At 61.8% G+C, this 24,255-nt stretch carries 27 protein-coding genes; 5 read left to right on the top strand and 22 right to left on the bottom strand.

Annotation, left to right across the window (positions count from 1 at the left end):
* Nucleotides 1-95: GTP-binding protein (locus F3H98_RS27090; protein ID WP_131922527.1), on the bottom strand; the 95-nt coding region annotated here is incomplete at its 3' end.
* Between the two features lie 315 nt (nucleotides 96-410).
* Between F3H98_RS27090 and F3H98_RS27085 the strand changes: the two genes are divergently transcribed.
* Entirely contained in the window at nucleotides 411-719 is a 309-nt protein-coding gene (locus F3H98_RS27085) for a DUF982 domain-containing protein (RefSeq protein ID WP_149763622.1), read from the top strand.
* A gap of 13 nt (nucleotides 720-732) precedes the next feature.
* Here the strand turns inward: F3H98_RS27085 and F3H98_RS27080 are convergent, their stop codons facing one another.
* The 17 genes from F3H98_RS27080 to F3H98_RS27005 form a co-directional block, all read right to left on the bottom strand.
* Nucleotides 733-1,737 carry a catalase family peroxidase gene (locus tag F3H98_RS27080; protein WP_210249717.1) on the bottom strand — a complete coding sequence of 335 codons (1,005 nt, stop codon included), beginning with the start codon at nucleotides 1,735-1,737 and terminating at the stop codon, nucleotides 733-735.
* Between the two features lie 44 nt (nucleotides 1,738-1,781).
* Nucleotides 1,782-2,822, bottom strand: coding sequence for a branched-chain amino acid ABC transporter permease (locus F3H98_RS27075; RefSeq protein ID WP_210249716.1), 1,041 nt, complete (start codon nucleotides 2,820-2,822; stop codon nucleotides 1,782-1,784).
* The gene (locus F3H98_RS27070; RefSeq protein ID WP_149763618.1) at nucleotides 2,819-3,688 is read right to left on the bottom strand and encodes a branched-chain amino acid ABC transporter permease; all 870 of its coding nucleotides are present in this window, start codon (nucleotides 3,686-3,688) and stop codon (nucleotides 2,819-2,821) included. The genes F3H98_RS27075 and F3H98_RS27070 overlap by 4 nt, the downstream gene beginning before the upstream one ends.
* A 1-nt stretch (nucleotide 3,689) precedes the next feature.
* Nucleotides 3,690-4,403 (bottom strand): ABC transporter ATP-binding protein, encoded by a 714-nt coding sequence (locus F3H98_RS27065; RefSeq protein WP_149763616.1) that lies wholly within the window; start codon nucleotides 4,401-4,403, stop codon nucleotides 3,690-3,692.
* Nucleotides 4,400-5,140, bottom strand: coding sequence for an ABC transporter ATP-binding protein (locus tag F3H98_RS27060; RefSeq protein ID WP_149763614.1), 741 nt, complete (start codon nucleotides 5,138-5,140; stop codon nucleotides 4,400-4,402). The genes F3H98_RS27065 and F3H98_RS27060 overlap by 4 nt, the downstream gene beginning before the upstream one ends.
* A 15-nt stretch (nucleotides 5,141-5,155) precedes the next feature.
* Nucleotides 5,156-6,451, bottom strand: coding sequence for an ABC transporter substrate-binding protein (locus tag F3H98_RS27055; RefSeq protein WP_149763612.1), 1,296 nt, complete (start codon nucleotides 6,449-6,451; stop codon nucleotides 5,156-5,158).
* Between the two features lie 217 nt (nucleotides 6,452-6,668).
* Complete coding sequence (locus F3H98_RS27050; protein WP_149763610.1) at nucleotides 6,669-7,607, bottom strand: helix-turn-helix domain-containing protein; 939 nt, start codon at nucleotides 7,605-7,607, stop codon at nucleotides 6,669-6,671.
* A 33-nt stretch (nucleotides 7,608-7,640) separates the two neighbouring features.
* Nucleotides 7,641-7,763 (bottom strand): hypothetical protein, encoded by a 123-nt coding sequence (locus F3H98_RS32340; RefSeq protein WP_280178029.1) that lies wholly within the window; start codon nucleotides 7,761-7,763, stop codon nucleotides 7,641-7,643.
* 19 nt (nucleotides 7,764-7,782) lie between these two features.
* Nucleotides 7,783-8,433: a maleylacetoacetate isomerase gene (maiA, locus tag F3H98_RS27045; protein WP_149763608.1), complete on the bottom strand. Its 651-nt coding sequence runs from the start codon at nucleotides 8,431-8,433 to the stop codon at nucleotides 7,783-7,785.
* Nucleotides 8,430-9,131: a fumarylacetoacetate hydrolase family protein gene (locus tag F3H98_RS27040; protein WP_149763606.1), complete on the bottom strand. Its 702-nt coding sequence runs from the start codon at nucleotides 9,129-9,131 to the stop codon at nucleotides 8,430-8,432. The genes maiA and F3H98_RS27040 overlap by 4 nt, the downstream gene beginning before the upstream one ends.
* Nucleotides 9,132-9,141: 10 nt before the next feature.
* Nucleotides 9,142-10,191: a gentisate 1,2-dioxygenase gene (gene gtdA / locus F3H98_RS27035; RefSeq protein WP_149763604.1), complete on the bottom strand. Its 1,050-nt coding sequence runs from the start codon at nucleotides 10,189-10,191 to the stop codon at nucleotides 9,142-9,144.
* A 66-nt stretch (nucleotides 10,192-10,257) separates the two neighbouring features.
* A complete protein-coding gene (locus F3H98_RS27030) occupies nucleotides 10,258-11,277 on the bottom strand; it encodes an NADPH:quinone reductase (RefSeq protein WP_149763601.1) in 1,020 nt (339 codons plus the stop codon).
* A gap of 39 nt (nucleotides 11,278-11,316) precedes the next feature.
* Nucleotides 11,317-11,733: a DoxX family protein gene (locus F3H98_RS27025; RefSeq protein ID WP_149763599.1), complete on the bottom strand. Its 417-nt coding sequence runs from the start codon at nucleotides 11,731-11,733 to the stop codon at nucleotides 11,317-11,319.
* Nucleotides 11,734-11,775: 42 nt separating this feature from the next.
* Nucleotides 11,776-12,300, bottom strand: coding sequence for a YybH family protein (locus F3H98_RS27020; protein ID WP_210249715.1), 525 nt, complete (start codon nucleotides 12,298-12,300; stop codon nucleotides 11,776-11,778).
* Nucleotides 12,301-12,386: 86 nt separating this feature from the next.
* Nucleotides 12,387-14,018 (bottom strand): GMC family oxidoreductase, encoded by a 1,632-nt coding sequence (locus tag F3H98_RS27015; RefSeq protein WP_149763597.1) that lies wholly within the window; start codon nucleotides 14,016-14,018, stop codon nucleotides 12,387-12,389.
* A gap of 30 nt (nucleotides 14,019-14,048) precedes the next feature.
* On the bottom strand, nucleotides 14,049-15,035 hold the full coding sequence (locus F3H98_RS27010; protein WP_149763595.1) for a zinc-binding dehydrogenase: 987 nt from the start codon (nucleotides 15,033-15,035) through the stop codon (nucleotides 14,049-14,051).
* Nucleotides 15,036-15,050: 15 nt separating this feature from the next.
* Complete coding sequence (locus F3H98_RS27005; protein WP_149763593.1) at nucleotides 15,051-15,428, bottom strand: YybH family protein; 378 nt, start codon at nucleotides 15,426-15,428, stop codon at nucleotides 15,051-15,053.
* A gap of 128 nt (nucleotides 15,429-15,556) precedes the next feature.
* Between F3H98_RS27005 and F3H98_RS27000 the strand changes: the two genes are divergently transcribed.
* From F3H98_RS27000 to F3H98_RS26985, 4 genes are all read left to right on the top strand, one after another.
* Complete coding sequence (locus tag F3H98_RS27000) at nucleotides 15,557-16,435, top strand: LysR family transcriptional regulator (RefSeq protein WP_149763591.1); 879 nt, start codon at nucleotides 15,557-15,559, stop codon at nucleotides 16,433-16,435.
* A 177-nt stretch (nucleotides 16,436-16,612) separates the two neighbouring features.
* Nucleotides 16,613-18,094, top strand: coding sequence for a benzaldehyde dehydrogenase (locus F3H98_RS26995; protein WP_210249714.1), 1,482 nt, complete (start codon nucleotides 16,613-16,615; stop codon nucleotides 18,092-18,094).
* Nucleotides 18,095-18,168: 74 nt separating this feature from the next.
* Entirely contained in the window at nucleotides 18,169-19,296 is a 1,128-nt protein-coding gene (locus F3H98_RS26990) for an NAD(P)-dependent alcohol dehydrogenase (protein ID WP_149763589.1), read from the top strand.
* A gap of 17 nt (nucleotides 19,297-19,313) precedes the next feature.
* Nucleotides 19,314-20,090, top strand: a complete 777-nt coding sequence (locus tag F3H98_RS26985; RefSeq protein WP_149763587.1) for a FadR/GntR family transcriptional regulator — start codon at nucleotides 19,314-19,316, stop codon at nucleotides 20,088-20,090.
* 41 nt (nucleotides 20,091-20,131) lie between these two features.
* Here F3H98_RS26985 and F3H98_RS26980 read toward each other — a convergent pair whose 3' ends face one another.
* From F3H98_RS26980 to rplQ, 4 genes are all read right to left on the bottom strand, one after another.
* The gene (locus tag F3H98_RS26980) at nucleotides 20,132-21,454 is read right to left on the bottom strand and encodes a replication-associated recombination protein A (protein WP_425294882.1); all 1,323 of its coding nucleotides are present in this window, start codon (nucleotides 21,452-21,454) and stop codon (nucleotides 20,132-20,134) included.
* Nucleotides 21,451-22,914, bottom strand: a complete 1,464-nt coding sequence (locus F3H98_RS26975; protein WP_149763583.1) for a DegQ family serine endoprotease — start codon at nucleotides 22,912-22,914, stop codon at nucleotides 21,451-21,453. The genes F3H98_RS26980 and F3H98_RS26975 overlap by 4 nt, the downstream gene beginning before the upstream one ends.
* Before the next feature lie 82 nt (nucleotides 22,915-22,996).
* On the bottom strand, nucleotides 22,997-23,632 hold the full coding sequence (locus F3H98_RS26970; RefSeq protein ID WP_244621925.1) for an ankyrin repeat domain-containing protein: 636 nt from the start codon (nucleotides 23,630-23,632) through the stop codon (nucleotides 22,997-22,999).
* 137 nt (nucleotides 23,633-23,769) lie between these two features.
* On the bottom strand, nucleotides 23,770-24,198 hold the full coding sequence (gene rplQ, locus F3H98_RS26965) for a 50S ribosomal protein L17 (RefSeq protein WP_149763579.1): 429 nt from the start codon (nucleotides 24,196-24,198) through the stop codon (nucleotides 23,770-23,772).
* Between the last annotated feature and the right edge of the window lie 57 nt (nucleotides 24,199-24,255).

Genomic DNA, 24,255 nt, shown 5'->3' with positions numbered 1-24,255 from the left:
ATCGCCGCCGTCAGCGACGTCTTGCCATGGTCAACGTGACCAATCGTGCCAATGTTCACATGAGGCTTATTACGCTCGAATTTACCTTTGGCCATTTTTCTTTCCCTGGCGTCTGGACTGAGTTCGGTTCGAATGCGGGGCGATTAACGACTGCGGCCCAAAAACACAAGGCCTTTGTGCCCGGCGCCAAATCTGGCCCGACCACCCTTTCCGCCACGCATGTCGTAGGAACCGCAGATATGGGCATGGCAATCGCCGATTGTAAGGGGGCCGCGGCCTGGCTGTCGCAGCCCGGATTCCGCAGTCGCGGCCGGTTCGGCCATCGCTTTCCGCTTGTCGAGAGGCCCCGGCGCGCCTAGTTTGTTTTTTCTGCCAGTGCATTGCGGTCCACTTTATCAAGGAGGAGCGAGATGGACGAATTGCAGTTCTTCGTACCGGTACGGGTCGTTCCGGAACCCGGCCAGCCCGTCACCGAAATCTACGGCGTCGAGGAAGCGCTCATATTCCTCAGAAACTGGCCGTCTGGCCGTCAGGGTCCGGTATACAAGGCGGCATTCAACTGCTGCAGCGGCGCCATGGACGGCATGATCAAGCCCGACGATGCCCGCAAATCCTTCGCCAATTTCGCCCGCATCACCGGCATCTTGGCCAACGATGCTTTCGAAAAGATCGCCATCAACAAGGACGGTGAAGTATTGCCGCTGCCGTCACAGTATTAGATTTGACGCGTCGTCAGCCTGCGGCCGCATCCGCTGTAGGCTGCCTATCGCGGCTATGGCGGCGCGCGAACGCCATTTCGTAGATCCTGCTTCTCGCCAGGATCATCGGATCCGCGGAAGGCTCGATGCCGTCGACAAGCCTTCCCGGACTGAAATACAGCTCCTCCTGTATCCGCTCGTTTTCACTCCTGGGTTCAACAACATCGGTGAGCGTGATCGTGCCGAGTTCGATTTCCTCGCGCGCATCGGGACCGGCCCAAGGCCAGGAAACCGAGCCGTCCGTCACGTCGTCGCCGGCCCGCGCCATTTGCAGCATGAGCCGCATGGTGACCGGCCCTGCGAGCAACCGGCTCCTGAGGTCGTCGGCCAGGAAGTCGCCCGGAGCTGCAGCCCGTTCCGCGTCATCGAGATTTGGCTCCGCAACGGCAGGATCGATGCGGTAGCGCCCGAATCGCGGCAGCCCTTCAGCGTTGACGAATTTGTAAGCGTTGACGCCGAAATACCGCGCGCCCGCATAGCTTCGCGGCGCCGGTTTCGGTGCATCCAGGTACCGCTTCGCGGATGGATGATCTGCAACGAACCGTTCGAGCACCGTGGGATCGCCAGGCTCCGCAACCGCTGCCGCTATCGCTTTCAGGAACTGGAGGAATTGTTGAGGCGTCCCCACCGGGAAGCCGTCAAACGAGTGAGCGACTATATCGGTGATAGCGCCATCGCCCAGGTCGAACCGCAACGCGAGCCCCCTTGGATCTGCAGTCGGATCGCCATCCCCAACGGAAGGAATGCCGCTGAAGTTGGAAAAGCGAACCGTCACCGGAATTTTCGCGCCCTGCATGTGCGCGGCACGCGTTACCAAGCCCGCCACCGCCGACGCCGTGAAACTTCCAGTCGCAAGCACACCTTTGGCATGGGTCACACGAAAGCCCGGATGACGACCGAACGTGGCGTACAGCGCGTCCAGCATCTCATCGTACTGCCGATCTTCGCCGCTCGCGGGCGGGCCTTCATCTTTCTTCACGGGCACATATCCTTTCTCAGATCCCGCGGCGCCGCCATCAGCCATCACAGCCGACGCTGTACCGGGAAGATCTCGATCTTGTATCGCTCGGCGATCAGTCCCCAGAGCCCTTGCGGCGCCTTCAGCATCACGAAAATGGCGACCAAGCCCAGGACAATGAGATAAAGAGGCCCGAGATCGGCGAGGCTGCCGCGCAAGGCGAAGAAAACGATGGTTCCTACGATGGGGCCTTCGATGCGGCCGATCCCACCGATGATGACGATGAAGACGACATAGGCGGTCCAGTCGATCAAGCTGAACGCCGAGTCGGGCGTCATGCGCAATTTGCTCAGGAACACGACGCACCCGACCGCGCCGGCCATGGCCGAGCAGCCGATGAAGACGGCTAGCTTGATCATCCGGGTATCGACGCCGAGGCTTTCAGCGGCGCGTTCGGAATCGCGCAGCGCGGTCAGCGCCAAGCCCCATTTCGACCTCAGGAGCAGATAGGAGCCGGCGATCGCCGAAAAGGCAAGCAGGAGCGCGCAGAAGAAGATCACCGCCTCGCGCCCGGCCCTGTCTGTCGCGATTTCCCTGGCAACGCTCGCCGGGAGGCTCATACCGGAACCGCCTCCCAGATACGGCATATTGGCGACCGCTAGCATGCATAGTTCAGCCATCACCCATGTGCCGATCGCAAAATGCGGCCCCTTGAGGCGAAGAAGCAGCGGCGCAAACACCAACGCCGCGGCAGCCGAAACCACCATTCCCGCGAGGATCGCCACTGGCAACGGCAGGCCGAGAAACGCAAGCGAGACGAAGAACACATATCCGCCGATGCCGACATAGGCCTGCTGGCCAACGGATATCAATCCGCCGTACCCGCCGAGCAGGTTCCATATCACCGCAAGCGACAGGTACACGAGGAAGTCGGTGGTGAAACGCAAGGCGGCCAGATCCAGCACCCAGGGCGCCATGGCGAGCAACATGCACGCCAAGACGATCCCCAGCGTCGTTCGCGCGGTGACTGGCAGGTCGGAATCGCCCATTGGATGGACGTCAACCTGCGGGCGGCTCGGCTGCAGCGTTTCGCTTATGTCATTCATTGATGTGCCACCTTTGGAAAGAGCCCATCCGGCCTGAGCAACAAGACGGCAAAAAAGACGATGTGACCTGCGATCGTCTGGTAGGCCGGATCGATTGCCGCGCCGATGGACTGGGCAAGCCCGATGACGATGCCTCCGACGAGCGTGCCCCAGAAGTTGCCCAGGCCGCCGATGATGACGGCTTCGAAGGCAACCAGAAGTCGCGCCGGACCCATGAACGGATCGAAATTGCCGCGAATGGCCATCAGCACGCCCGCGATGCCGATCACCGCGAATGCAATGGCGCTGGCGATGGCGAAAACACGCAGATGATCTACCCCGACCAGGCCGACGATCTCGGGATCGTCGGATGTCGCGCGAAGCCTCTGCCCGAGTGCGGTCGAATAGAATATCCATTGCAGCGCCATGGTGACTGCCAGCGCCATGGCGAACACTACTGCGGGATACACACCGATCGTGACCGAACCGACATCAACGCTCTGGGTTTCGATCGATCCGGCAGACAGGCGCCGCGTATCGGCCGAAAAGGTCATGAGCAGCGCGTTCTGCAAAACGACCGATACCCCGAACGTCACCAGCAGAGGGCGCAATGGATCCTTGCCGAGCAGCCGGTTGAAAAGGCCGAGCTGGATCAGATAGCCAAGGCCAGCCATGAACGGCACGACGGCGGCGATCGCCAGGAACGGGTGAATGGGGAGGACCGAAACCACGCAGAACGCCGCGAATGCGGCGGCGACAATGAAGTCGCCGTGCGCCAGGTTCACCAGCCTCATCACCCCGAACACCAGGGAGAGGCCCATAGCGAACAAGGCATAGAGCCCCCCGAGCAAGATTCCCTGAACGATAACGTCGGCACCACTGGCCATGTCATTCCCCCTCGACGCCGAAATAGGCTTCGGCGATCTGATTCCGTGTGAAGCTGGCGGGGGCGCCACTGAGCATAACGGCGCCTTTGCGCAGGCAAATGATGCGGTCGGCCACCGAGAGGGCCCGGCCGATGTCCTGCTCGACAATGATCACCGCCGTGCCCTGGCCCCGCACCCGCGCGAAGTTGTCGTATATTCCCTTGACGACAACCGGAGCGAGGCCGAGCGAAATCTCGTCGCACAGAAGCAGATTCGGGTTCGTCATGAGCGCACGGCCCATCGCGACCATCTGCTGCTGCCCGCCCGAAAGCTTCGTCACCGGACGTCCCCCGAGCTCGAGCAGAGTGGGGAACAGTTCGTAGATTCGTGAAAGATTCCAGTATCCGGCTCGGCCCGCAGAACGACCGATCGTCAGGTTCTCCTCGACCGTAAGGGAGGAAAAGAGCCGCCGTCCCTCAGGCACGAGCGTCATGCCCATTGCCACGATTTCGCTCGCCGCCCGCTGGCTGATTTCCGCGCCCGCTAAGCTCAGGCGCTTGGCCGATCGCCCGCGGTGCAGTCCGGTCACCGACCTCAGGAGAGTCGACTTTCCGGCTCCGTTCGATCCTATGACGGCGATGCATTCCCCCTCTCCTACGGAAAAATCAACACCGAACAGCGCCTGGAGGTCGCCGTAAAAGGCATTCAGGTCTTCCACATGCAAAAGCGGCTTCATGACCCCGCTCCGTCAGCTTCCGGTTCGACGCCGAGGTAGATTTCGCGCACGTCCGGCGACCGCATCACCCGATGCGGTTCGCCGTCCCTCAGAACCGAACCTGCGTTGAGGACGACAAGACGGTTCACGACCTCCAGCAGCGCATGGACCACGTGCTCGATCCATATGACCGTCACACCGTGTGCATTGATGTCGAGGATTGTCTTGACCAGATCGGAACACTCGGCGTCGGTGAGCCCGCCGGCGATTTCGTCGAGCAGAAGCAGTTCGGGCGACGAACCAAGCGCACGCGCCAGTTCAAGCCGCTTGCGGTTGAGAAGCGTGAGCGAGCTTGCGGGCGTATTGGCAAACTCCGACAGATGCGTCTGCTGGAGGATTTCCTCGCAATGCTGCCTGGACTGACTCTGCGAGCGGCCGCCGGCAAAGACTGCGCCGACCAGCACGTTTTCATAGACTGTCATCCCGTGGAAAGGCTGCGGAATCTGGTAGGTGCGCGCCATGCAGGCGCGCGACCGCTCCCTCGCATCCCAGCCTGTCACGTCGGTTCCCTTGAAGACGACCGTGCCGGCATCGCCGAACAGATCTCCAGCGATCAGGTTGAAAAAGGTGGTCTTGCCCGCCCCGTTGGGCCCGATGATGCCGACCGCTTCTCCACGCTGGATTCGAAGGTCAATCCCGTCCGCAACGCGTAGCGCGCCAAACGATTTGGACAGTCCCTTGATCTCCATGTGCAACATGACATGACGACCGGCCTAATAGGCCAGCTCCTCGAAATCGCCGCCGACCGGAATTTCCGGTGCGGTCTGGTTTGACGTGATGACCAGGTCGTAGGCGTTGGGGCCGTTGGGCGTGCGGCGCCACTGACCGCCGACGAGCGGCGTCTTGGCGACGTTCTTGATCGCAGAGTTTTTCCAGTCGACAGTTCCGACGATCGTCTGCAAGGACGTTTGCGAGATCGCCGCTATCGTCGCGCCCGGATCGCCAGGTTCGGTCACGCGCTTGAGAACGTCGATGGCGACCTCAAACAGCGCGTGGGTAAATCCGACAGGCTGTGTCCACTGCTTGCCAGTGCCCTCACTGTAGGCCTTCGCGTATTCTCCGGCGCTTTGGCCCGAGATGGACGACCGGAACGGATGCGAGGGCGACCACCATATTTCGCTCGAAAGGTTGTGGCCGGCATCCCCGAGGGCTTCCACAGCCGCGGGGAACAGGATTGCCTTGGCGATCGAAGCCGCCTTCGGGCGGAACCCCTGCTGCCGGGCCTGCGTCCAGAATGTGGTGAAATCAGGCGGCAGCGGTGCACCGGTGACGAGTTCGCAACCCGCGTCCTTGAAGGTCTTGATCACCGCGGAAAAATCGTCGCCGAGATTGCGGTAGAAGCCCGAGGGAACCACGCCGTATTTCCTGGCGCCAAGTAACGCCGGCGCTCCGTTCGTTTCGTCGCTCCACGCGCGCCCGTCTTCGTCATTGGGAAACAGGCCGCCCACTTTCCGGTTGGTCGAAACCGTGTCCCACATATTGGCGAAGACGGAGATGATGTCCTCGAAACCCCAGAAAAAGTGGAAAGTGCTTTCGAATCCTTTTTCGGGATTGCTGCCGCGATTGAACATCCAGGCCTGCCACGGAGCGACGGTCGAAATGCACGGCGTGCCGTTCAGCTCGCATTGATCCGAGACAGGGTTGACCGTCTCAGGCGCCGAGGAGACCAGAACGAGGTCTACCTCATCGGTCAGGATCAGTTCGCTCGTGACCTCTGCAGCGCGATTGGCGCTGGACTGGGTATCCTTGGCGATGATCTCGACGGGATAGACCTTCCCGCCGATCTCGATCCCGTTGCCGAGAGCCGTCCTGATCGTGCCGAGCACGAATTCGTCGGCTTGGCCGAAAAGCGCCAAGGGACCGGATCTGGGGCTGACATAGCCGATCTTGAAGGTCCGCTCCTGCGCGACAGCTGGCATGGCCAGTCCGGTGACGGACAATGCGCCGGCCGCCGCCGCTCCTTTCAGGATGTGGCGGCGTGTAAGGGTCTGCGTGGTAAGCAAGGCCATCTTTTCCTCCCGTGTGGTAAGCAAAGTCTAGCCAAACGCGTGCTATCTACTTTGCTGGGAGAGCACATTCTTTGTTTTACGGCGGAACATCTTTCATCGGAGGTGACCGCCGTCGTCGATTCCGTTTGATCGAGGTGCGGACATGACGGCGGCGGAAGGACAAATCCTCGCGACCCGCGGCTTCCCTCCTTCGAGAAATCAATCGTCGGTTCGGCGCTTACGCGGCCGATTTGCGAACCGCCCTTGGGGAGATGCCGTAGCGTTCGCGGAACCGCTTCGAGAAGTGGGACAGATCGTTGAATCCGCTTTCGAACGCGATATCTGTCACGGACCGGTCGCGGAACTGGGGGGCGCTCAAGAGCAGGTGACAGCGCTCCAGCCGCTTCTCCAGCATCGCTTTGCCGAACGTGCTCTTCATCTCGGCGAAGATGCTGTCCACATAGCGTCTCGAGATGCCCATCGCGCCGGCGAGGCGCGTGGGCGAATAGTCTGGATCGGTAAAGTTATCCTCGAGGCACTTCATGATGCGGCCAGCAAGCAGGTCATGGCGGACCGCGCGTCCAACCTCGCCTTCTCCATCCTTGACGAGCCAGTCGCCCAACAGTTTCACGACCGTTTCGGACATTGTCGAAACAGTGCTGGGCATGGCGCCGCCCAACGAAACGATCATGTCGAGTATACCGGCGGCGGCCTGCATTTCCGCGGCCGGTCCACTCACCGGCCGATCTAGCATCGAAGAAATCGCAGGATGCAGTGAAACAAAACGGGCCTTCGGCATGCGAAGCACCAGGTGATCGAACCGTTCCCGCATAATCAGTTCATGCGGCCTCGAGCTGTCGAAGGCAATGAACGAGCCTTCGGGGACCGCCCCCGCGTACCGCCTGTGCGAAACCATCGCCTGCCCGGTCCTAAGATAGATCAGCAGCACGAAATCATTGTCGACTTCGCGCAACCTGCGCTGGGAACGGGCGGTACAGTGCGCTGTTCCAAACAGCCGCGCCGCGACACAGTCCTCGGCGATCATATAGTGGTAGGATCCCGAGAACTCCGGGCTCTCGGCGAAGAAATCAAGATTGACGAGGGTCCGGTTGATGCAATCGCCCCAGGCCTTCAGCTCTTCATAGCTCCGGCTTCCCGACTCGATCGTGCGTAACATGGCCAGCGTCCTCCAACGCTTTTTACTGCCTGCTTAGCTCCAACGGATCGCCAGACGGGTCGACGCGCTACCGAGGACGCGTTGCGGCGCACGGCTCTCGTCGTTGTTTCCCTCGGCAACCTTTGTCAGCAGCAGGGAATTGCGGGTGTCGATCATCGGTCGTCTTGCTCTCCGTTCATTCGGCGTCGGGCTGCGCCTCCGGCATGGCGTCCGCAAACGCCGGCACGGCCAGGCAATTCTCATAGATGCGTCTGATCGTCGCGAATGGTGACATGTCGACGTCGAACCGCTTGTTGTTGACGACCTGGGCAAAAAGGCAAAGATCAGCCAGGCCGGGTTTGTCGCCGTGGCAGAACATGCCCGTGCGCGGGTCGCCGGCGAGCATCTTTTCCATCGGCGCGAACGTTTCATTGACCCAGTGCCTGAACCAGACGGCCACAGCCGTGTCGTCGGCCCCAAAGGTCGACTTGAGATAACCAAGGACCCTCAGATTGTTGACGGGATGTATTTCGCAAGCGATCGCGTAGGCGAGAGCCCGGACACGTGCCCGATCGAGCGGCGTGCCGGGAAGCAGCGGCTGCTGGGGGTAGACCTCGTCGAGGTACTCGATGATGGAGAGCGACTGGGTCAGCACAGTGCCATCGTCAAGCTCCAGGGCGGGAACCAGCCCTTGCGGATTGATCGCGAGGTAGGCAGCCGAGTGGTGTTCCCCCTTCCTCAGATGATGGGCTACATACTGATAGCCAAGCCCCTTGAGGTTCAGCGCGGCGCGCAGCCGGATCGAGGTCGAACTCCGGAAATAGTTATGCAGAACCAGCCCGCTCATGTCCCGGCGCGCTCCCCTATCGTCGTGGAGATCGAGCCCAGGCCTTCAATTTCAACCACGCAGACGTCTCCCGCGACAAGCGGGCCGACGCCAGCGGGCGTGCCTGTGTAGATCAGGTCGCCGGGTTCGATCTGCATGGACTGGGAAAGAAACGCGACGATCTCGGGTACGGACCAGATAAGGTCGCCAATGTCTGCCTTCTGCTTCGTCACGCCGCCGACGGTCAGCCGTATGGCGCCGCGATGGATATGTCCGATATCGCTCACCTTGTGGATAGGGCCGCAGACCGCCGAACGGTCGAAGGCTTTCCCCCAATCCCAAGGGCGACCTTGTGCGCGGGCCTCGAGCTGCAGGTCGCGCCGCGTCAGGTCATTGCCGACCGCATAGCCATAGACGTGGTCGAGCGTGTCCTCCATCGGGATATCGAAGCCGCTCTCGCCGATGGCTACGACAAGCTCGGCTTCATAGTGAAAATTGCCGGTCAGCGGCGGATAGGCGACCGTCTCGCCGTCGTCGACGACAGCGTCGGCTGGTTTGGTGAAAAAGAACGGTGGCTCCCGGTCGGGATCGCGACCCATCTCGCGGGCATGTTCCGCATAATTCCGACCGACGCAGAATATCCGGCGGACCGGGAACCGAGCCTGCTCGCCGGCGACAGCCACGCTTGGCGGACGAGGAGCTTCGAATACGAATGCCATTTCGAACCTCCTAGTGATTGCCGCGATCTTCACGCCACAGGCCGAGCTTGTCCTGGGCTGAACGATCCGAATAGGAGAAGATCACCGCATCGTTGTGCGGCGTGTGCGAAATCCACTTCCAGCTCGGCGCCACGAAAATGTCCTTCGGTCCCCATTCGAAGACCTGTCCATCAATCGTCGAGCTGCCCGATCCTTCCGCCACGACGAAAACGGTGGCGTCGGTCGAGCGGTAGGCGCTCGTCGAGAACCCCTTGGGCAGCAGTTGCAGGAATGTCGCGATGGTCGGCATGGCGAAACCGCCATCCACCGGATTGACGTAACGCAGCTTGAGGCCATGGCACGGATCCCACTCCTCCTGCTTTCGCATCGTCTCCAGGGCCGCGCGTGACCTCTCATAGGGATAGTTGAAGATAGGCGAACTCTTTTTCCGGGCTGCAAAATCGACCGGCATCATGTTGGCGCCATAGCGTGCCAGCGCGTCGCCGGCGGCACGGTAGATCGGCTGCTCGTCCTTCGGATGCTCCTCGGCGAAGGACGCGTCAAACAGCGAAACCATCGGAACATCCAGCCCGTCCAGCCAGATCATCGGTTCGTCGCTTTTATTGCCATGATCGTGCCAGGCGCCGGGCGGGGTGATGACGAAGTCGCCGAAATGCATCTGCGTGCGCTCCCCGTCGACCGCGGTATGCGCCCCTGCCCCGTCGAGCACGAAGCGGAGCGCGGACTGGCTGTGTTTATGCGCAGGCGCCACTTCGCCAGGCATCACAAGCTGGAGACCGGCATAAAGAGATGTCGTAATACGGCTTTGCCCGCGCAGGCCCGGATTCTCCAGGATCAGCACCCGGCGCTCCGCCTCCTTGGCGCTGATAAGCCTTCCGGATTCGAGCAGATAGGATTTCGCTTGCGCGAAATTCCAGAGATGCGGCAGGCAACCACTTTTCGGCTCGGGCGTGATGATGTTGGAGAGCACGGTCCACAGCGGCGTCATGCTCGTTTTGTCGATCTTGTCGTAAAATGCCACGCGCTCCGGCGTTTCAATGGGCTTTTCCGTCAGGGACATGTGCTTCTCCTTCGCCGGCTCAAGACCGTCTCAACTCAGTCCAATTAGTCCCGGCGCTTTCATCAGTTAGCCGAGAGCGGCGCCTTGCCGAGCAAGGTCAATAACGACGCGACCGCCAACGCCTCGTTCGACAAGCTCGTGCGCCGAGGCGATTTCTTCGAGCGACAGCCGCGTCGCTACCTTCACGCGCAACGCTCCGACTGCCAGGGCATAGGTCAGTTCGCGAGCGGCAGAATCTTTGATCGACGGCGGAAAGTCGTCGCTGCCGAGCAAACGCAAAGTCACGTCGGCAAAGCCCAACTGCCAGTACGGAATTTCGGGGCGATCCTGTGATGAATAATAGGAGCTAATCACCCCGCCGACGGCGATAACCGCGGCATCAAGTTCTATGTGGGAAGCAAAATCGACCTCCGCGATGCGATGCACTCCATCCGGCGCCACTTGCCTGATTTGGCCAACAAGGTCAGGGTCGCTGGCAACAAACACATGGTTGGCGCCCAGCGCTGCCACCGCATTTCTTTGAGATGGGTCGCGCACGATCGCTATAGTCTGTGCGCCATCCCAACGAGCCAGTTGCACGGCGATCGAGCCAACGCCACCTGCGGCGCCATGCACGAGGACTGTCTTGCCCGCCACGGGACCGTCAGCGAATATCGCCCTGTGTGCGGTGATGCCGGCGATCCCCAAACACGCAGCCTGCTCTGCCATTTCAAGTTCGCTCGATCCCGCCGACGACGCCAGCAAGCGCACTGCCAAGGTCACTGGGACGACAACCATTTCTGCCGCTGTGCCGAAGGGGCGATAGGACTGGGCGCCGTAGCACCAAACACGCTGGCCAAGCCGGTCTTCCGACACACGCAAGCCGACGGCATCGATGACGCCGGCGCCGTCGCTGTGCGGAATGACTCGGGGATAGGGCATCGGAGCGCCTTGCCAGCCGGACCGTTTCTTCACGTCGCCGGGGCTGATACCCGACACGGCCAAACGGATACGGACTTCGCCCTCGCCCGGGTTGGGGTCGGGCAACTCGCCAACCACCAACACGTCTCGGGCGGCACCCCGTTTTTCATACCACGCCGCACGCATTGTCGTTTCCTCACGAAACAGCGTTTCGCCCAAGGGGGATCAGGCAGCCGATTTCAGTTGCGCGCCCCGGCTTTGCGCGCGGGCATCGACGCTCATCGCCCCTGCCCCAACAAAGGCCAGCAGCGCAAAACCACCGGCCATCGACACGTTTTTCAGGAACATGATCATCTGGATCTGGTCGCTGAACTGGTTGTGGAAGATCGCAGCCGTGAGAAGGGTAAAAGCGGCGAGCGCGGCAGCGACGATCCTTGTCTGGTAGCCGACGATGATCAGCAGTCCTGCGCCGATTTCGAACAGGATGGTCGGCCAAAGCAGGCCCCCGGGCACACCCATGGCCTCCATGTAGCCACGCATGGCATCAGCGGCGCCGAGTTTGGAAAGGCCAGAAAGCACGAAAACCAAAGCCATCAGAACGCGTGCGGCGGCAATGCCGGAGGCTTGAGCTTGAGTAGTCATCGATATTCTCCTGTGTTTTCAGAGGTACCGGGGGTGATTGAATTATCGGGGCGGATTGGTGGTTGAGAAGATGTAGCGGGCAATGCGCCACTGGCCGTCGTCCTCCCGGTGAAAAACGAACAATTCCTGGTTTGCTTCAGGTCCCGGCCCCTGGTCGCTGGCCAGCACCTTCACCGTGCCATTCGAGCGCGTGCGGGCGTAAGCCCAATCCGCCGCGAGCGGGCGAACTTCATCGATCTTGAAGACGATATTGAGCTTGATTGCCTTGAAGACGTTTTCGTAGGCAGTGCGGATAGCATCGCGCCCGACGGACGGAAGGCTGTACTGCGGCATGAACACCGCATCCTTTGCGTACAGCTTCATCACCGCATCCACATCGGACTTGTTGAGCGCCTGCTCATAATTCTTGAGCTGTTGCGTTATGGCCGCCGCCGCCTCGTCGGCTCCTGCCGTCTTCCCGCCTGCGGTCAGCGTGATCGCTGCCAGTGCAAACGCCAGAGCTGCGTTGCGCAATGCCTTAAACATGATTTCCTCCTGTTGATTGGGTAGAACAAGTGACTTGGTCACGACGGTATTCCTGTTTGGACACACGCCATGGCGGGCTCCTTGCGGTGGGCGACGCGATACGATCTGCTTGTCATGGCCTTCGTTCCTCAGGCCATCATCCAGGCCGCGATCCGTTCGGCGGCCATGATCACGGTGGGGTTGGTCGCAACCGATGGCACATCGGGGAAAATCGAGGCGTCGGCGACACGAAGCCCGCCAACCCCCTTTACGCGTCCCTGCCAGTCGACCACGGCATGCGGATCGCCATCCGCGCCCATGGGCGCGGTGGAAGTCGGGTGATGATAGGTGTCCAGCGCCATCGGCAGGGCGCTTTCCAGCGCCGCTCTGTCCCTGATCGATGGGCCCGGAACCATCTCGTCTGCGACGATCTCCTTCAGCGGCCCGTCGCTCACGATACGGCGAACGATCTCGATGCCGTCCATCAGGCGCTGCCGATCCTCCGCCTCGCCAAGGAGATTGAGGGCGATGGCGGGAGCAGAGGCCGGATTGCGATCGCGAAGACGAACGGAGCCGCGAGCCTGCGGACGCGTGTTGGCTACGGCCAGCATGAAGATGCCGCCGGTGGGTGACGACTTTGGATCTCCGTAGTGGACTGCGGTGACGTGGGTATCAAGGTCGTCGGGACGCGCCAGCGAGGACTTGCCCCAAAGCAGCGCGCCTACCGGCGGGATCGGCAAGCCGAGACGCTCGGGATGGGCAGCCCAGGTGGTGAAAAAGAATGGGTGGTCCTGCAATCGTGTGCCCACCGGCAAATCAGCGACAACCGGGATGTCGAGCGCGCTCAGGTCTTTTGCCGGACCGATGCCGGAACGCATCAACAAGGCTGCCGAGCCATAGGTTCCAGCAGCCAGAACCACCTCACCTGCCTCGATGCGCTCGCCACCCGCCAACACGACGGCAGGCGCACGGTTGTCCTGAATCTCCAGCCGATCAACCAGCGTTTCCGAGCGGATGGTGAGATTTGGCCGCGCGCGCACCCCACGGCCCAAATAGGTCATGCCAGTGTTGAGCCGATTGCCGATACGGGTGTTCATCGGATATGGCCCGACCCCGAACGGATCGTCACCGTTGAAGTCCGTCACGCGCTTGTAGCCGGCGGCCTCCGCCGAACCTATGAACGCACGCTGCATATCGGAGATTTCGTCCCACTGCAGCTGGTGGATGGGCCAAGGCCCACTGCGCCCGTGCAGCGCGTCAGAGCCGTGACTGGTCCGCTCCATGAGCTTGTAGAACGGCACAACCTCATCATGCGACCAGTTCGGCAATCCCGCTTCGGCCCAGCGCCGGAAATCGCCTGCATGGGCGCGCATGGCAACCGCGCCGTTGATGGCCGACGAACCGCCAAGCACTTTCCCGCGCGGCACCGGGATCGCCTTGCCGGCCCAGCCCGGTTCCGAAGTGAAGCCCCAATCATGGGCCGGGTCGCCGCCGATAATGGTCTGGAGGCGAACTGGATCGGGGTATTCTTCCGGCTGGTAGGCTTTGCCCGCTTCAATCAACAGAACCCGACGCGCCGGATCGCCACTCAGTCGGTAAGCGAGCGCTGCGCCCGCCGATCCCCCACCGACTATCACCACATCATATCCATTGACGCCGGCAAGCGTCTTGCCCAGGGCAAACTTTGGCTCGAGACCCACGACCGCGCCAACGGCCCCGGAAGCGATAACGAAGTTGCGCCGCCCCTTGTCTACCAGGGTATTGTCACGTTGGCCGGTCATCGGGTCATTGTCCCTTCGTACTTGATTGGCTCAAAGCCGGACGACGAGTTTTCCGAGCGCCCGGTTGCTCTCCATGAAGCTGTGCGCTGCTGGTACATCTTCGAAGTCAAACGTCCGCGTTCGCAGGGAGGGAATTCGGCCGGCGGCGACGTCCTGCGCGAGCATTGCAAGAGGCGTGTCCGTAAGCGGCAGCGCAGCCGTTCCCAACAAACCGCTGGGAAAAAAATTGAGCCGCGTGGCGCCAGGCAGGTCCTGCATCAGGTGGAAGTGGTCCAACACCGGAGGGCCGCCCAGCAGACCGATCACCGAAACCGCACCGAAAGGCTTGAGGCACTTGATCGTGTCGCGCAACGTGGCCGCGCCGACCACCTCAAGCGCCGCGTCCACCCCATCCGGCGCAATGGCGCGCACGAGATCTGCAATCTGGCCGTTGTCAATGATTACCTCGTCGGCGCCAACGTTGCGCAATCGAGAGGCGTTTTCCGGTGAGCGCGTGGTGGCGATCACATCGAGGCGGAACGCCTTTGCATAGGCGACGGCGGCCAAGCCAGCTGCCGAGGTTGCGCCGCGCACCAGCAGTGTCTGCCCCTCACGGATATTCAGGCTCTTGGTGAGCGCTCCCCAAACCGTCAGGTAGGATTCAGGCAACGCCGCCAGTTCTTCCCAGGACAGCGAGGCCCCATCGAGGTCGATGACGTTGTTGCGCAGCACCGAAACCGCTTCGGCATAACTGCCGGGACGGCCGAACTGCATGCCTCCCATGGCGGTAGCGACACGCTGGCCGGTACGGAACGTGCCGGACGGATCGTTGACGACCTCGCCAACTGCCTCGATGCCAGGCACGCGTGGCGCCGTAATTTCGCCCATCTTGCCGGCCCGCAGGTAGGCTTCGGCACGATTGAGGCCGAAGGCCCGAACCCGGATCTTCACTTCGTCCGCGCCCGGTTCCGGCGATGGAATGTCCCGCAGCTTGAGAGCTTCCGGACCGCCCGGCTTTTCGATGACATACGCTTTCACGGCGTTTCTCCCTGCTTACGCCCGCGGGCGATTGGTCGAGAACAGGTAGCGGTGGATCTTCCAGACGCCGTTCTCACGGCGGAAGACGAACAGTTCGTTGTTGCCTTCCTCGATCTCGACGCCGGCGGCGAGGATGCGGGTGCGGCCTGCAGAACTGGTGCGGACCCAGGCCCAGTCGCCAGCGGTTTCGACCTCGTGGATGGTGAAAACAATGTCGAGCTTGATCGAGGCGAACACCTGCTCGTAGCCCGCGCGCACCGCATTGCGGCCGACCAGCGCCGGGGCATGCTGCGGCATGAAAATGGGATCGTTGCCGTAAAGGCCCAGAATGGTATCGATATCGTTGCCGTTGAGGGCGGTTTCGTAGGCCTTGATGGAGGATTCGATGGACAAGAGCATAACCCCTTTGAGTGTTGGACCTGGTTTCACCAGCGGATGGGAGGAAAGTTAAGTCGCTCACCTATGGTGCGCTATCCATGGATATGATAATCCGCCTCTCATATTTGGCAGGGAACTTTCCCATGGATCTGAACGCCGTGCAGATGTTCGTGAGTGTCGTTCAAGCCGGCAGCCTATCGGCCGCCGCGCATCGGACGGGCATTCCACTGCCAACACTCAGCCGCCGAATCCGCGAACTGGAGCGCGAATTGAAAGTGCAATTGCTGGAGCGCTCTGCAAAAGGCACCCGGCTGACAGACACCGGAACCCGCCTTTATGAGCACGCGACTCGGGGCATCGAGGCGCTCGTGGAGGCCGAGCAGGCGGTCATCAGCGACCAGGCGCATCTAAGGGGACGACTGCGGCTTTCTTTGCCGACGGCATTCGAACCGTGGTGGGAACTGCTGGGCGCGTTCCAGCTTCGCTATCCCGGTATTCAACTCAGCGTCTACACCACCGACCGCCGGGTGGATCTCATCCAGGATGGAATCGACGTCGCGTTGCGCATCGGTGCGATCGTCCACGAGGCGATGGTGGCACGGCGGCTGCTCACTTATAGGCATGCACTGGTTGCAAGCCCGGACCTGCTGGCGCGCCTGGGCACGCCCGGCTCTCCGGAAGCCTTGTACCATCTGCCCTGCGCCATGTGGTGCCCGGATGCCAATACCCAGCCCAGATGGCGCCTCGGCGAACACATCGTCGAACCGAAGGCGATGCTGACCACTAACGACTATCTGCAACTTTGCGGCCGAGCGCTGGCAGGCGAGGTCATTACCGAACTGCCTCGCTTCCTGGCGGTGGATCATATCCAAACTGGCATGCTGTGCGAGGTGCTTCCCGATCATCCCTTGCCGGAGCAGCAGGTCAGCTTGCTTTATCCATCGCACCGCAACCCTTCCAGCATCGTGCGCGCGTACCTGGATTTCTGCCAGAAGCAGATGGCGAAGTTCCTGAGACTTTAAAGCTTGGCGCATATCGATGCCTGCGCAATAGGCGACCGCTGCTGTGTAGTTCCTGCGCAGAACATAAACGATGCCATCTCGGCAAAGTGCCCACGGCTTACCCCGGTTACAATTACGTTGAATCTACCGTCACGGCGACTTTCGTGCGCGGTGGGTGGCAACAATGTGGAGGCGTTCATGACGAAGCAAGATGTGTCGTTTGCCAGGGGGCTGCTGACTGGCGAGATGTCCGGTTCGATTTACATCGGCCGATTTCGGCCAGCCCGTAGCGGCACGATACCGGTCACCGACAAGGCGACGGGGGAAGTCCTGTTCACCGGCGGCGTGGCCAGCCCAGAGGATGTTACCGATGCATGCCGCATAGCGAAGCAGGCCCAGGTGCAATGGGCGCAAAAGCCTTCCATCGAGCGCGGCGACGTATTGCGCAAGTTCGCACAGCTCTGCGAGGTTCACGCCGACGAGATCGGCCAATGGATTATCCGCGAAACCGGATCCATTCCACCGAAAGCCCCATTCGAAATCATGACCTCGGCTCGCGAGGCAATTGAAATCGCCGGCACGACCGGGCAACCGGTAGGGTATATCCTGGCAAGCGCCCATGCTCGCAAGAGCTACGCGCGACGCGTACCGTTGGGTGTCGTCGGTGTCATCACGCCCTGGAACTCGCCTTTCATTCTGGCAGCCCGCGTCGTCCTTCCGGCCCTAGCCATGGGCAACGCGGTCGTGCTCAAGCCGGATCTGCAGACGCCTGTTTGCGGCGGCTATCTGATGGCAAAGCTATTCGAACTGGCCGGCGTTCCGGAAGGCGTCTTCACTGTCGTCCCGGGCGGTGGCGATGTTGGGGCGGCGCTGGTCGAGAATCCCGACGTCGACATGATTTCCTTTACCGGTTCCACCGCCACCGGACGCAAGGTCGGCGAGGTAGCGGGCCGCGATCTGAAGAAGGTCGCGCTGGAGTTGGGCGGCAACAACGCCGCCATCGTGTTCGAGGATGCAGACATTGACGGCACCGTTTCGGCAACAGCGTTCGGATCGTTTTTCCACCAGGGACAGATCTGCTTCACCGTCGGCCGTCACATCGTCCATGAATCGATCGCCGAGGCCTATGCAACGAAGCTGGCCGAAAAGGCCAGGAACCTGCATGTCGGCGATCCGTTCACCCAGCACGTCCATTTGGGCCCAATGATCAATGAGAAACAGGCCGAGCGAGCGCAGAGATTGCTCGACGACAGCGTCGCTGCCGGCGCCAACGTGCTGGCTGGCGGCGGCCGCGAAGGGCTGAACTTCAAGCCAACGGTGTTGGCGGACGTCACCACAGACATGTCGGTCTACGCCGACGAGATCTTTGGTCCGATAGCTCCAATCGTGACCTTCAAGACCGAGGATGAGGCGGTGGCGCTGGCGAACGGGGTTTCCTACGGGCTGGCGACATCGATCTTTACGCGCAACCAGGCCAAGGCCATGCGTATCGCCGAAAGGGTCAGGACGGGGATCGTGCACATCAACGACCAGACTGTGCTGCACGAGGTGTTCGGTCCGATCGGCGGGATGGGCGCATCCGGCAACGGCGCTCGCTCCGGCGGGCCGTCGGTGATGGACGAGTACAGCCAATGGCAGTGGATCACGGTCAATGAGGATATTCCTCCCTATCCATTTTGACCGTGTGCGGCGCGCCGCCCAAAAAAGGCGGCGCGCCAGCCCGCTTACCTGAATCTGTTGACGAGGATGCAACAATGGACATCAAGGCTGCGGTCGTGCGGCAAAAGGGCGGACCTTTCAGCATCGAGTGCATACAGGTGGATGCGCCGATGGACGGCGAGGTTCTCGTCAAGGTCGTGGCGTGCGGCATCTGCCACACGGACCTGATCATCCGCGATCAGTTCTATCCCACGCCGTTGCCGATCGTCCTGGGGCACGAGGGCGCCGGAATCGTCGAAGCTGTCGGGCCGGGCGTCAAGACGGTCAAGCCGGGCGACCACGTCCTGATGTCGTTCGCCTATTGCGGTACGTGTCCAAGCTGCCTGGAGGGTGCGACCTCCTACTGCTGGCACCACATGGAAATGAACTTCTCAGGCAAGAGGTATTCGGGCAGTGGCTGGACGATCCCTGCCCCGCTTTCCAAAAAACACAGTCACGGCGGCTCAGAGCAAATCAACGGAGCGTTCTTCAACCAGTCTTCGCTGGCTACTCATGCAATCGCGACGGAAGGAAACGTCGTCGTGGTCGACAAGGACGTCGACCTGAAAACCCTCGCCCCCCTGGGGTGCGGTTTCCAGACGGGCGCAGGTGCTGTCTTCAATACACTGCGCCCTGAGGTGGGGTCTTCGCTGGTGATCACCGGAGCTGGCAACGTCGGCCTGGCGGCGGTCATGGCAGCTAAGCTCGTTAAATGCGATCCGATCATCGTTGTCGACGTCGTGCCGGAGCGGCTGGCTCTCGCCATGGAGCTCGGCGCCACGCACACGGTGGATGCATCCCGTGAAGATACCGTCGAGGCCGTGAAGCGCATATGCAGGGACGGCGTACGTTATTCCATCGAGTCGACCGGCAGCCCGAAGGTGCTGCGAACCGCTTTCGAGGTGTTGCAGACACGCGGCACATGCGGGTTGATCGGCGGCGCCAAGCTGGGGACCGAGGTCAGCCTGGACATGACGCATCTGCTGTTCGGCAGAACGGTACGCGGCATACTGCAGGGCGACAGCAAGCCGAAGAAATTCCTGCCGCAACTCGTCAAGCTCTACAAGGACGGGCTCTTTCCGGTCGACCGCCTGATCAAGCACTATTCGCTCGACCAGATCGAAGAAGCCGTCGCCGACATGAAATCCGGGCGCACGATCAAGCCCGTGCTCCTGATGGAGTAGACTGACTGGAGGAATCGATGGCCGCTCTAGTGGAAGTCGAAGGCACCGCGCTGAAATTGCCCCGTCCGCGCGTCTTGCCCAACGTCGTGCGGGCAATCGCATCCGATGTGCTTTCCAGGCGCTATCCGCCCGGCGCTATGCTGCCGCGCGAGAGCGATCTGGGCACCGAGTATGGCGTAAGCCGCACCGTCATCCGCGAGGCCCTGAAGGTACTCGCAGCCAAGGGTCTTGTGTTGAGCCGTCCGCGCGTCGGCACCATAGTTTGCGACCGGAACAAATGGAGCATCATCGACCCACAGGTGCTCGCATGGTACACGCCCGACACAATTGACCCTCAGCTTCTCGATGCGATCCTGGAAACGCGGCGCGCCATCGAGCCGCTGGTTGTCGAACTCGCGGCCACGCGTGCAACGCTGCGCGAGATTGCCGATCTCGAAACGGCGTGGAAGGGCATGGCGGCCGCTGGCGCTACGGTTGAGCTTTTCGTCCGTTCGGACACCGCCTTCCACCAGCTTCTCTACGGCGCCTGTCACAATCCGATATTCCGTCAGATTGGCGGATTGATCGAAACCGCGCTGAACTTCACGCAAGAAGCGACCGCAAACTCGGTTGACCGGCGCGACGAAGCCGTGAAAGCGCATTTTGGGATCATCGAGGCACTGCGCATGCGCGATGGAGCGGCGGCGCGCGAAGCCACAAACAAAATATTGGATATGGCCGCTCGCGATCTGGAAAGAGCCAAGATCCACAAAACGGGCCTTAACGGACACATGAATTTGGGCGCGAGACCGTAAATTACATACTCGAGTCCTGCATCGTCGCGTCTCGGCGGTGGTCAGTCGTCGTCCCCGGCCCTTTCGCGGCGAAGCTTCGCCCAATAGTCCAGCCGCTTCCTCACCTCGCGCTCGAACCCCCGGTCCGGCGGATCATAGAAGGTTTGCCTGCCCATCTTCTCCGGAAAGTAGTCCTGGCCGGAAAAAGCCTCGGGCTGGTCGTGGTCGTACTGGTAGCCCTTGCCGTAGGCCTCGTCCTTCATCAGCTTGGTCGGCGCATTGAGGATGTGCTTGGGGGGCAGCAGCGAGCCGTTTTCCTTGGCGGCCTGCGTCGCCGCCTTGAAAGCGGTGTAGACGGCATTGGATTTCGGCGCGGTGGCGAGGTAGACGCAGGCCTGCGCGAAGGCCAACTCCCCTTCCGGCGAGCCTAGATAATCGTAGGCATCCTTGGCGGCGTTGGCGACGACCAGCGCCTGCGGGTCCGCAAGGCCGATATCTTCGACCGCCATGCGCACCAGCCGGCGGCCGAGATAGAGCGGATCCTCACCAGCGTCGAACATGCGCGCTAGGTAGTAGAGTGCTGCGTCCGGGTCCGACCCCCGCACCGATTTGTGCAACGCCGAGATCAGATTGTAATGGCCGTCCTGGCTCTTGTCGTAGACGGGGGCACGGCGTTGCACGATGCGCTGCAGCACATTGGCGTCGAACACTTCTCCGGGCTTGGCCGCGCGCCAGACCTCTTCGGCCAGCGTCAGCGCAGCGCGGCCGTCGCCATCGGCCAGTCGCAAGAGAACCGCCCTCGCCTCACCGTCGAGCGGCAGGCTCTTGCCCTCGGTTGCCTCGGCGCGCGCCAGGAGTTTCACGATGCTTTCTTCGCCAAGCGTATGGAACGTCAGCACACGCGCGCGCGAAAGCAGAGCGGCGTTCAACTCGAAGGACGGGTTTTCCGTCGTCGCCCCGACCAGGACGACGGTTCCGTCCTCCATGACGGGCAGAAACGAATCCTGCTGGGCTCGGTTGAAGCGATGAATCTCGTCAACGAACAGCAGCGTCTGGCGTCCATTGGTGCGGCGCAGCCTGGCGGTCTCGAACACTTTCTTCAGATCGGCGACGCCGGAAAAGATCGCCGAAATCTGCTCGAATGCGAGCCCGGTCTCGCCGGCGAGCAACCGGGCGACGGTGGTCTTGCCGGTTCCGGGCGGCCCCCAGAAAATCATCGAGCCCAGCGAGCCGGAGCGGATCATGCGCGTCAGCACGCCATCCTCGCCGGTCAGGTGCTCCTGGCCGACAACATCGCCAAGCGTCGCCGGACGCAGCCGGTCGGCGAGCGGCCTGCCCGATGGCGGCTTTAGAGGCTCATCCTTGGAGAACAGGTCGGCCATCAGTATCGCAGCATCTGGCGCATCAATTGGCCGTCGCGCTCGACGGTGAAGCGCCACCAGCGCGTCTGCTGCGAGGCGGCCTCCTTGAGTTTTTCGGCGGTGTCGATCTCCACCCCGTTCACCTCGCGCACGATGTCGCGCGGCCTGAAACCGTAATCGGCTGCAGGCGAGTTCGGCTTGATGTCGACAATGGTGACACCGGTGGATTCCGTCGACATGCCGAGTTGCTGCGCGAGCCTTGGCGACAGCGCTGCAACCTTGGTGCCGGCAAACGGGCTGCGCCCATCGATCGAGACCTGCGTGGCCGAGCTGCCTTCCGGCGCACGCGCCAGTGTGATCTTCAGGTCCTTCCTGCCGCCGCCGCTCAACACGGAAAAGTTGGCGACACTGCCAATCTGCTGGGTAGCCAGCCGATAACCCAGCGCGTCGACATGTTCGATGGGCAGGTTGTTCATCGCAAGCACCACGTCGCCGGCTTTCAGTCCGGCCTTGGCCGCCGGACCGTCCAGCACGACCGAGGACACCAGCGCCCCTTGCGGGCGATCCATCCCCAGCGATTCTGCAATCGGCGCAGTCACCGGCTCGAACGCAGCGCCCACGAAGGGCCGCTCGAAATAGTCGCTGCCGTTTTTCGCCGCCTCGACGACGGCGCGCACGATGTTGGACGGAATGGCGAAACCGATGCCGATCGAGCCGCCGCTGCGGCTATAGATCGCTGTGTTGATACCGATCAGCTGGCCGCCCATGGTGACCAGCGCGCCGCCGGAATTGCCGGGATTGATCGCCGCGTCGGTCTGGATGAAGAAGCCGAAATCCGAGACGCCGATATGCGAGCGAGCAAGCGCCGAAATGATGCCCGACGTCGTCGTCTGGCCGACGCCGAACGGGTTGCCGATGGCCAGCACGAGGTCGCCGACCTGCAGCGCGTCGGAATCGCCGATCGCCACCGACGGGAACGCCTCCTTGGCATCGATCTTGAGCACGGCAAGATCGAGCGACTCGTCCTTGAGCAGCAGTTTGCTCTCGAATTCGCGGCCATCCGACGTCGCGACTTTCACCTCGTCGGCATCGCGGATGACATGGAAATTGGTGACAATCAGGCCACTCGGGTCGACGAGAACGCCCGAACCCAGCGACGATTTCACACGCGGCGGCATCTGGTCGCCAAAAAACTGCTCGAAGAACGGATCGCCGGCAAATGGCGAACGGGCACGCACCTGCTGCGACGCGTAGACGTTGACGACAGCCGGCGCGGTCTGCTTGACCAGAGGCGCGAAGGACAACTGCATGTCCTCACGCCCGAACGGCACGCGACGATCGATGGTTTGGCCGGTGCGCAGGAGGTCTGCAATCGCTCCGCCCAGCGTGCTGGCTGCACCGTCTTCCGCCAACGCCGGCGTCAAGGGCGCCGTAGCCAGCAGGCATCCCGCGACGATGAGCGAGCGAAAAAACGTCTGACGCATGGCGATTCCTCTGTCTTCCAACTTGCCTCCCATTGTCACGACGATTGTGCAAATTGAAAGGCTGGAGTGGATCGCTTTGCGCCTACTTCGGCAGGCTTGCCTCGATACGCCGGGCGATCTCGGCAAAGCCGCGCTGGCGCGCGTGGTCGAGTGGCGTGATGCCGTCATTGTCGGCGATGTTTTTCGCACCGGCGTCAACGAGCAAGCCGACGATTTCCTGGTACACCGGTCCGCCATCGCCCAGGATCACCGCTTCCAGCAGAGCCGTCCAGCCGAGATTGTTGACGTGGTCGATGTCGATATCTGTCTCGAGCAGGATGCGGATCGTGTCGGGATGCCCCTTGTCGGCGGCGGGGATCAGTGCGGTGCCGCCATAACGGTTGGTGTCTTTCAGGTTGGTCTTGCCGGTCGCCAGGATCATTTTCAGGATGTCGTTGCGGCCTTCCGCTCCTGCGTAGAGGAACGGCGTGTCGCGGATATTGTCCTTGGCGTTGACGTCGGCGCCCGCATCGATCAGCAGCTTCGCCACTTCGACATGATTGGCGCGGGTGGCAAGAAGCAGCGGCGTGCGTTTGGCGTCATCGCGCCCGTCCACCGGCGCGCCGGCGGCCAGCAATTCACGTACCTTGGCGACATCGCCAGCGCTTGCAGCCTGTAGAAGCATCGTCTCACCCGTTCCGTTCTCAGCCACCGCGCTTCCGATTAGAAGAACCGTCATCACGATGGATAGCAAAAGGCGAGGGAAAAATCGGTTCATGGCAGCTTGGTTCATCCGGCGGATGTAAGCCCATGGCTCGAAAAGAAAAAGGGGCCGTGAGGCCCCTTTAAGTCTTTCAAAAAAAGCGAAACGACGGCTTATGCCGCTTCGCTTTCGCTAGCGCCTTCCGCCTCGGCGCGGGCGCGGTCGCCGGCGCCCTTGGCCGAGGTATCGCGGTCGACGAATTCGATGACTGCCATCGCGGCGTTGTCGCCGTGACGGAAGCCTGCCTTCATGATGCGCAGGTAGCCGCCGTTACGGGAAGCGTAACGCGGGGCGATCGTGTCGAACAGACGCTTTACCAGCGCCTCGTTGCGGATCTGCGCGATCGCCTGGCGGCGGGCGTGCAGGTCGCCGCGCTTGCCCAGCGTGACGAGTTTCTCGACGATCGGACGCAGGTCCTTCGCCTTCTGCAGCGTCGTGACGATCTGTTCGTGCTCGATCAGCGAGCCCGAAAGATTGGCGAACAACGCCTTGCGGTGGCTTACACTACGGGCGAACCGGCGGCCGGCAAATCCGTGACGCATGGTCCTTCTCCTTGAGTTCTAGGGCGAGAGCCCTTCGTTTCATTTCGTGAATGGTCA

The organism is Neomesorhizobium albiziae, from assembly GCF_900114255.1.
GTDB classification, from domain to species: domain Bacteria; phylum Pseudomonadota; class Alphaproteobacteria; order Rhizobiales; family Rhizobiaceae; genus Neomesorhizobium; species Neomesorhizobium albiziae.
The sequence above is the reverse complement of the archived record's forward strand: the minus strand, read 5'-3'. Positions and strand labels throughout refer to the sequence as shown.